The organism is Mycolicibacterium houstonense, assembly GCF_900078665.2.
GTDB lineage: Bacteria > Actinomycetota > Actinomycetes > Mycobacteriales > Mycobacteriaceae > Mycobacterium > Mycobacterium houstonense.
In genome coordinates this window covers 3,949,936-3,957,761 of sequence record NZ_LT546207.1, presented here as the reverse complement: position 1 = coordinate 3,957,761, position 7,826 = coordinate 3,949,936, and the positions used below count along the sequence as shown (strand labels likewise).

At 67.2% G+C, this 7,826-nt stretch carries 5 protein-coding genes; 2 read left to right on the top strand and 3 right to left on the bottom strand.

What is annotated here, in order from left to right; genetic code table 11:
• From mmpL3 to trmB, 3 genes are all read right to left on the bottom strand, one after another.
• Positions 1-2,249: trehalose monomycolate exporter MmpL3 (gene mmpL3, locus BN4332_RS19745; RefSeq protein WP_066900836.1), on the bottom strand; the 2,249-nt coding region annotated here is incomplete at its 3' end.
• 64 nt (positions 2,250-2,313) lie between these two features.
• Positions 2,314-3,018, bottom strand: a complete 705-nt coding sequence (locus BN4332_RS19740; protein WP_066900834.1) for an NYN domain-containing protein — start codon at positions 3,016-3,018, stop codon at positions 2,314-2,316.
• Positions 3,015-3,812 (bottom strand): tRNA (guanosine(46)-N7)-methyltransferase TrmB, encoded by a 798-nt coding sequence (gene trmB, locus BN4332_RS19735; RefSeq protein WP_066900850.1) that lies wholly within the window; start codon positions 3,810-3,812, stop codon positions 3,015-3,017. Before trmB ends, BN4332_RS19740 begins: the two co-directional genes overlap by 4 nt.
• A gap of 489 nt (positions 3,813-4,301) precedes the next feature.
• On the opposite strand from trmB, the gene BN4332_RS19725 reads away from it, so the two are divergent.
• Together BN4332_RS19725 and BN4332_RS19720 are read left to right on the top strand one after the other, a co-directional pair.
• A complete protein-coding gene (locus BN4332_RS19725; RefSeq protein ID WP_096866948.1) occupies positions 4,302-5,792 on the top strand; it encodes a hypothetical protein in 1,491 nt (496 codons plus the stop codon).
• A gap of 155 nt (positions 5,793-5,947) precedes the next feature.
• Positions 5,948-7,774, top strand: a complete 1,827-nt coding sequence (locus tag BN4332_RS19720; RefSeq protein ID WP_066900830.1) for a phosphoenolpyruvate carboxykinase (GTP) — start codon at positions 5,948-5,950, stop codon at positions 7,772-7,774.
• The last annotated feature ends 52 nt before the right edge of the window (positions 7,775-7,826 follow it).

The window sequence follows — 7,826 nt, the reverse complement described above, 5'->3', positions numbered from 1 at the left end:
CCCATCTTCTCCTGGATGACCTTCATCCAGCGCGGAGCCCACCAGCAATCGTCACCGAGCAGTTTCATGACGGCCGGCACCAGGAACATACGGATCACCGTGGCGTCCAGCAGCAGCGCGATCAGCAGGCCGAACGCCAGGTACTTCATCATCACCAGGTCGGAGAAGGCGAACGGGGCGGCCACCACGGCCAGGACCAGGGCCGCGCCGGTGATGAGGCGACCGGTGGTCGCGGTGCCGATCCGGATGGCCTCGGCGGTGGACATGCCGCGTTCGCGCGCCTCCACCATGCGGGAGACGAGGAACACCTCGTAGTCCGTCGACAGACCCCAGATCACCGCGATGATCAGGCCGATCATCGGTGCCATCAGAGGCTGCGGCGTGTAGTTCAACAGGCCCGACCCGTGGCCGTCGACGAACATCCAGGTCAGGATGCCCATCGTCGAGCCAAGTGTCAGCGCGCTCATCAACGCGGCCTTGATGGGCAGCACCACCGATCCGAACGCCAGGAACATCAGCACCGTGGTGGTGATGACCAGGACTGTCACCATCAGCGGCAGCTTGGAGAACAGGCTGTGGATCGAATCCTGCTCCAGCGCGGGCGTGCCACCGACGAACACCTGGATGCCGTGTGGCGGTTGTAGCGCCCGGAGATCTGCGATGTTTCGCGCCGCGTCACCGCGGTCCACCAGACCGTTCTGGATCACCCGTACCGACGGGTCCTTCGACCCGCTGTCGGTGGCCGGACGCTCCTTCCACATCGCCTCTGGGTCGTTGTCCGGATCGGTGAAGCCCTTGACGGTCAGTGCCTTGGCCCGCATGTCGGCGATCTGCGCGTTGGTGATCGGCTCGCCGTCCTCGCGCTTCATCACCAGGGTGATCTGTTCGGTGCGGAACCCGGGGAAAAGCTTGTCGAACTGCTCCTGGGACTGACGCACGGCGTTGTCCGGGGGCAGGTACTTCTCGCTGATACCGGCCAGCGTGAGCGAGCCGATCGGCAGCACCAGCAGCGTCATCACCACCAGGATCGGGGTGGCGAAGGCGACCGGTCGCTTCATCACGACGTTGACCAGCCGACCCCAGAAACCCTGCTCGACTTCCTCACGGGTCTTGGTCTTCTGGGTCTTCTCGGCGAACCAGTCGATGATCTTTCGGGAGAACGGCCAGTTCGCCAGGAACGGCACCTTCAGCAGCGTGGTCACGCCGAGCGCATCGACCCGGGGGCCCAGGATGGCCAGCACGGCTGGCAGCACGGTGATCGACAGGAACGCCGCCAGCATGACCGAGGCGATGATCGCGTAGGTGATCGACCGCAGGAACCCGAGCGGGATCAGCAGCAGCGGCAACGAGGAGGCCACGATGATCACCGCGGAGAACGCCACGGTTCGGCCCGAGGTCATCACCGATCTTCGGACCGCGGCTTCGGTGTCATAGCCCTCGGCGAGTTCCTCTCGGAACCGGCTCACGATGAACAGGCCGTAGTCGATCGCGATACCTAGGCCCATCATCGTCACGACCGGTTGGGCGAAGAAGTGCACCGGCCCGAATTCGGCGGAGAACCGCAGAATGCCCAAGGCGCCGCCGATGGTCAGGCCGCCGATGATCGCGGGGAGGGCCGCCGCGACCGCGCCGCCGAACACGAAGAACAGAACCACGGCCACCAGTGGCACGATGGCGAGCTCGGCGCGTTTCTGGTCGGTGCCGATGGTGCCGGTGAGTTCACTGGCCAGCGGGTTGAGGCCGGCGAGCTTGATGTCGCCGCCGTTGACCTGTTGCAGAGCGGGCTCGACGGCCTGATAGCTCTTGAGGATCGCGTCGTCGTCGTCGCCCTTGAGCGGCACGCTGATGAAGGTGTGGCGCAGGTCCTGCGTCTTCATCTGGCTGACAGTCGGATCGGTGGTGTCGGGGGCCTTGAGCCAGCCGACCCAGCCGATGACCTGGTCCTCGTGATCCTTGACGACCTGATCCAGCTCGTCGGTGACCTTCTTCTGCCACGCCTTGTCGGTGACCTTCTTGTCATCCGGCGGGGTCAGGACGGCGACGACGTGGCTGGTTCGGTCACGGCCGTACACCTCGTCACCCAGCAGCGACGCCTGGACGGACTGGCTGCCCTCGTCGTAGAAACCGCTCTGCGTGACGTGCTGTCCGAGACTGGATCCATAGACGCCGCCACCTAGGCACAGCGCCACCATGACACCGATGACGATGTACCTGAACTGGTACACCGTTCGACCCCACCAGGCGAACACTTAGGCTCCTAACGCTTCAAAACTTGTGGTGACCCGCTGTTGCATATCTCGCGGTCTTCAGTTGTTACACACGCGCGGTCAGTAGCGATGACAGCGGCCTGAACGGCTGCAGCCACGCGCCCTGCTCGGGCAGCGAGTCCAGGCCGATCCGTGGCAACGGCTCCCGGAACACACCGGGAATGTCCTCCAGATCGACAAACTCCAAGGTATCCGACGCTAACGCCCAGCTCGCATGTTCGCGAAATCCGAGCACCTGCACGGGAGTGCCCTCACGGGCTATTTCTTCCAGCGGTTGCCGGAAGGCCTGACCGTCGGCCGACGCCACCAGCACCGCCGCCAGTCCTTCGCTACGACGCAGCGCGATGTGCTCGAGCATGTCGCTGTCCACGTCGCTGTCGTCGTCGATCTTCGGCTTGGCGAAGACGGCGAAACCCACGTTACGCAACGCTTCCACCCACGGGCGGACCACATCGGCGCTACCAGGGGCGATGTTGGTGAACACGGTGGCCTCGGGCTCCAGCGAGACGTCGCTTCCGTGCGTGCCCGCCGCCACCAGATCCGAGGTGTAGCCCAGCAGCCACCGGCCCAGCGCGTCGAAGCGCGGACGGTGTGCGGCCGTCGGGCGGCCACCCAGGATCGCGCCCAGTCCCATGTCGAGATTGGGGGCGTCCCACACCAGCAGGACCCGGCGCGCCGTGGTGGCGCCCACTGCGTCGGATTGGGCCTCGACCTGGGCGGACTCGTCTTGCATGTCTTCGGTCACACTCATGGCCGTTTCTCCCACACCAGCTCGGTGACGTCGGGTCCGGCCAGGGCCTTGCGCTCGTACTTGGTCACCGGCCGCTCGACCGAGATCGGCAGATCCGCCCCCGGGGCCACGCGGCGCAACAGCGGCTCGGCGTCACCCACCTCGGCGATGTGCTCGGCGTATCCGGAGTGATCGGTGGCGGCATGCAGGATCCCGCCGGGCCGCAGCCGGTCGGCGATCAACGCCATGGTGGCCGGTTGCAGCAGGCGGCGCTTGTGGTGGCGGGCCTTGGGCCACGGGTCCGGGAAGAACACCCGGACCCCGGTCAGGGACTCGCTGCCGAACATGTGCTCCAGCACGTCGACGCCGTCGCCGCGGACCAGCCGGATGTTGGTGACGGGCGATTCGGTCTGCGCGGTGCGGTCGATGGCGCTGAGCAGTTGCGCCAGGCCCTTGCGGTAGACCTCGACCGCGATCACGTCGAGGTCCGGTTCGGCCTGGGCCATTGCCAGGGTGGAGGTGCCGGTGCCGGAGCCGATCTCCAGGATCAGCGGGGCCGAGCGGCCGAACCAGGCGGCGGTGTCGAGATCGACGACCGGTCGCGAATCCTCGTCACGGGCCTGGATGCCCAGCTCGGGCCACAACCGGTCCCAGGTCTGTTGCTGGGCGGGGGACAGCGTCGACCGGCGGGTACGGAAGCTGGTTACCCGGGGAAAACGGTGTGGCTGCATGGCCGGCCCGCCGTCGGCTTCATCTGCCGACGCCGGCCCACCGACGTCGGACCTGGACGGGTGCATCCGTCCATGGTCTCTTATCTCCGGCGTTGTGCCCTCATCGTGGTAGAGATTGATACCCAACAGTTGCCTCCAGCTGCTGGTGGTTAAACATCCGTTCGTGATCCCACCGGGGTCATGTGACGATTTTCGGGAGGCACGCAGGTCGCCCGTCACCTTGCAGGGAAGGTGCCAGATTTTCGCAGACGAGCTCACTCGCTTTGCCGACCGTGACGGTGATGCGCGGTTGGCCGAGATCTGTGCGCGCGTGTCGGCTCCGCTGCGGGTCGAGGTGCGCGGACGCCGCGGGGTCGGGGTGCGGACGGTGATCTCGGCGTTGGCCGGGGCGGGTCTGGAGATCGCCGAGGCCGGCGACGTCGGGGTGCTGGTGATCGNGCGCGCTCATCTGTGCCGGGCCCGGCACTGGCGGCGGTACCGCGACGGCCCGGTGAACGCGCTGCACCGGAGGTGCGGTGACGACATCGTGCGCGGGTCGTTGAGACTGTTGGGCATGGCAGTGGGCGACGGGCGATGACCGACGTGGACACGCCCCCGGACGAAGCGGTGGCCGCGCGCACACGTGAAGACCACATCGCTGCCGCCGACGCCGTGGTGGCCGCGATCGATCCCGGGCTGAATTCGCCGGGCGTGGAGACGCGCGATGTGGTGCTGGTGGCCGGGCCCTGGCTGGCCGGGTCGACCAGCGTGATGGCCGCGTTGCGGGACCGGATGCCGCAGACGGTGTTCGTCGAATCCACCGAACTGGTGGCGGGCGAGGCGCCGGCTGCTGTGGTGTTCGTGGTTTCGGCCGCCGCGCCGGTAACCGAATCCGATTGTGCCCTGGTCGATTTGGCGTCGCGGCACACCGATCTGGTGGTCGGGGTGGTGTCCAAGATCGATGCGCACCGGGACTGGCGCGATGTCCGCGACGCCGATGCGGCGATCCTGACGGAACGCGACGCCCGCTACGAACGCATGCCCTGGGTCGGGGTCGCGGCCGCACCGGATCTCGGTGAACCCCAACTCGACGAACTCGTCGACCTGCTCACCGCCCGGTTGGCCGATCCGGACATCGCGCGCCGGAACAGATTGCGCGCCTGGGAAACTCGTCTGGAAGCGGTGATCGGCCGGTACCAGGCCGACGGGTCGGGTGCCGACCGGCAGGCGCGGGTGGACGTGTTGCGGGAGCGCCGGTCCGAACTGGCCAGGGCCCGCAGGCTGACCCGGACCGAGCGCAGCATCGCGTTGCGCAGCCAGCTGCAGCAGGCTCGCGTCCAGCTCGGGTACTTCGCGCGCAACCGGTGTAACTCGGTGCGCTCCGAACTGCAGGAGGATGTCGCCGGCATCAGCCGACGCCGCATCCCGGCGTTCGAGGAGTATGTCCGCCAACGCGCCGACGAGGTCGTCCACGACGTGGACGAAGGCGTCACCCAGCACCTGTCGGGTGTCGCGGCCGAACTGGAGTTGACGGCGCCGCCGGCTGTGGCCGCCGCGCGGGTGCCCGACCTGCCGTCACCGCCGTTGAAATCCCGCACTCCCGAGACCCGGTTGATGCTGGTGCTGGGCGGCGGGTTCGGCCTCGGCGTCGCGGTCGCGGTCAGCCGGTTGCTGACCGGTGCGGCGCCGAAGCTGGCCGTGGCGGGGCTGATGGTCGGCGCCGTGGTGGGTCTGTTGTTGGCGGTCTGGGTGGTGGGCACCCGCGCGCTGCTGCACGACCGGGCGGTGCTCGACCGTTGGGTCGGCGAGATCACCACGACGCTGCGTTCGGCGGTCGAGGAACTCGTCGCGACCCGGGTGCTGGCTGCGGAATCCGCACTCACCGCAGAATCCGCGGCCCGGGAAGAGTCCGAGAGCGCGGCGGCGGCCGAGAAGACCGCCGCGATCGACGCCGAGCTGCGCGAACACGCCATCGCCACGGCTCGGGCGGCCGCCCAGCGGGATCGGCGGATCCCGTCGTTACGGCGAGCTTTGGACGCGGGTCGGGGCGATCTGTACGGCAACAGCGGTGCTACTGGTGAGTAACCACCGGATAACGTTGATCTGAATCGTTCCTGTGAGTCATCGGACATACCACTGGTTCACTGTGGGTATGTCACCCGCGTTAACCTCTAGCCAAGGGGTAGCCGCGACCGCGTCGTAACGCGGATGGGTTACACAAACCTACGCAGGAGAATTTGATGACCTCAGCGACCATTCCGGGTCTGGACACCGCACCGACGAAACATCAGGGACTGCTGGCCTGGGTCCAGGAGGTCGCAGAGCTGACTCAGCCAGACCGGGTGGTTTTCGCCGACGGGTCCGCCGAAGAGTACGACCGCCTGGCTGCCCATCTGGTCGAGCAGGGCACCTTCCAGAAGCTCAACGACGAGAAGCAGCCGAACTCGTACCTGGCGCTCTCGGATCCCTCCGACGTGGCGCGGGTCGAGTCGCGCACCTTCATCTGCTCCGAGCGTGAGATCGACGCCGGGCCCACCAACAACTGGATGGACCCGACCGAGATGCGCGGGATCATGACCGACCTGTACCGCGGTTCGATGCGCGGCCGCACCATGTGGGTGGTCCCGTTCTGCATGGGCCCGCTGGACGCCGAGGACCCCAAGCTGGGCGTGGAGATCACCGACTCCGAGTACGTCGTCGTCTCGATGCGCACCATGACCCGGATGGGCAAGGCCGCGCTGGCGAAGATGGGCGATGACGGCTTCTTCGTCAAGGCGCTGCACTCGATCGGCGCGCCGCTCGAGCCGGGCCAGAAGGATGTGCCGTGGCCGTGCAATGACACCAAGTACATCACCCACTTCCCCGAGACCCGCGAGATCTGGAGCTTCGGCTCCGGCTACGGCGGCAATGCACTGCTGGGCAAGAAGTGCTACTCGCTGCGCATCGCCTCGGCCATGGCCCACGACGAGGGCTGGCTCGCCGAGCACATGCTGATCGTCAAGCTGATCTCCCCGGAGAACAAGGCCTACTTCATCGCCGCGGCGTTCCCGTCGGCCTGCGGTAAGACCAACCTCGCGATGCTGCAGCCGACTATCCCCGGCTGGCGGGCCGAGACCGTCGGCGACGACATCGCCTGGATGCGGTTCGGCAAGGACGGCCGGCTGTACGCCGTCAACCCGGAGTTCGGTTTCTTCGGCGTCGCGCCCGGCACCAACTGGGACTCCAACCCGAACGCGATGAAGACCATCGCCGCGGGCAACACCGTCTTCACCAACGTCGCCAAGACCGACGACAACGATGTGTGGTGGGAAGGCCTGGAGGGCGACCCCGATCACCTGATCGACTGGAAGGGTCAGGACTGGTACCGCGAGTCGGAAGACAAGGCGGCACACCCGAACTCGCGTTACTGCACCCCGATCGCCCAGTGCCCCACGCTGGCCCCCGAGTGGGACGACCCGCAGGGCGTGCCGATCTCGGCCATCCTGTTCGGCGGCCGCCGCAAGACCACGGTGCCGCTGGTGACCCAGGCCCGTGACTGGCAGCACGGGGTCTTCATCGGTGCCACCCTCGGCTCCGAGCAGACCGCCGCCGCCGAGGGCAAGGTCGGCACCGTCCGCCGCGACCCGATGGCCATGCTGCCGTTCCTCGGCTACAACGTCGGTGACTACTTCCAGCACTGGATCAACATCGGCAAGAACGCCGACGAGTCCAAGCTGCCCGCGGTGTTCTTCGTCAACTGGTTCCGCCGTGGCGAGGACGGCCGCTTCCTGTGGCCCGGCTTCGGTGAGAACAGCCGCGTGCTGAAGTGGGCCATCGAGCGCATCGAGCACAAGGCCGACGGCAAGAGCACCCCGATCGGCATCGTTCCCACCGCCGACGACCTCGACCTGTCCGGGCTCGACGTCGACCCCGCCGACGTGAACGAGGCCCTGGCCGTCAACGCCGACGAGTGGCGGGCCGAGCTCCCGCTGATCGAGGAGTGGTTCGAGTTCGTCGGTGAGAAGCTGCCCACCGGCATCAAGGACGAGTTCGACGCCCTCAAGCACCGCCTGGCCGAAGAGTCCTGAGCACCGCGAGCGTGCGTGTCTGTCGGTAGACACGCCGCCAAATGTCAGCACA

Bases quoted from the DNA above. Each gene is read 5' to 3' on its own strand.
- BN4332_RS19740 (WP_066900834.1), bottom strand. From the start codon at position 3,018: ATGAGTGTGACCGAAGACATGCAAGACGAGTCCGCCCAGGTCGAGGCC.
- BN4332_RS19720 (WP_066900830.1), top strand. From the start codon at position 5,948: ATGACCTCAGCGACCATTCCGGGTCTGGACACCGCACCGACGAAACAT.
- BN4332_RS19725 (WP_096866948.1), top strand. From the start codon at position 4,302: ATGACCGACGTGGACACGCCCCCGGACGAAGCGGTGGCCGCGCGCACA.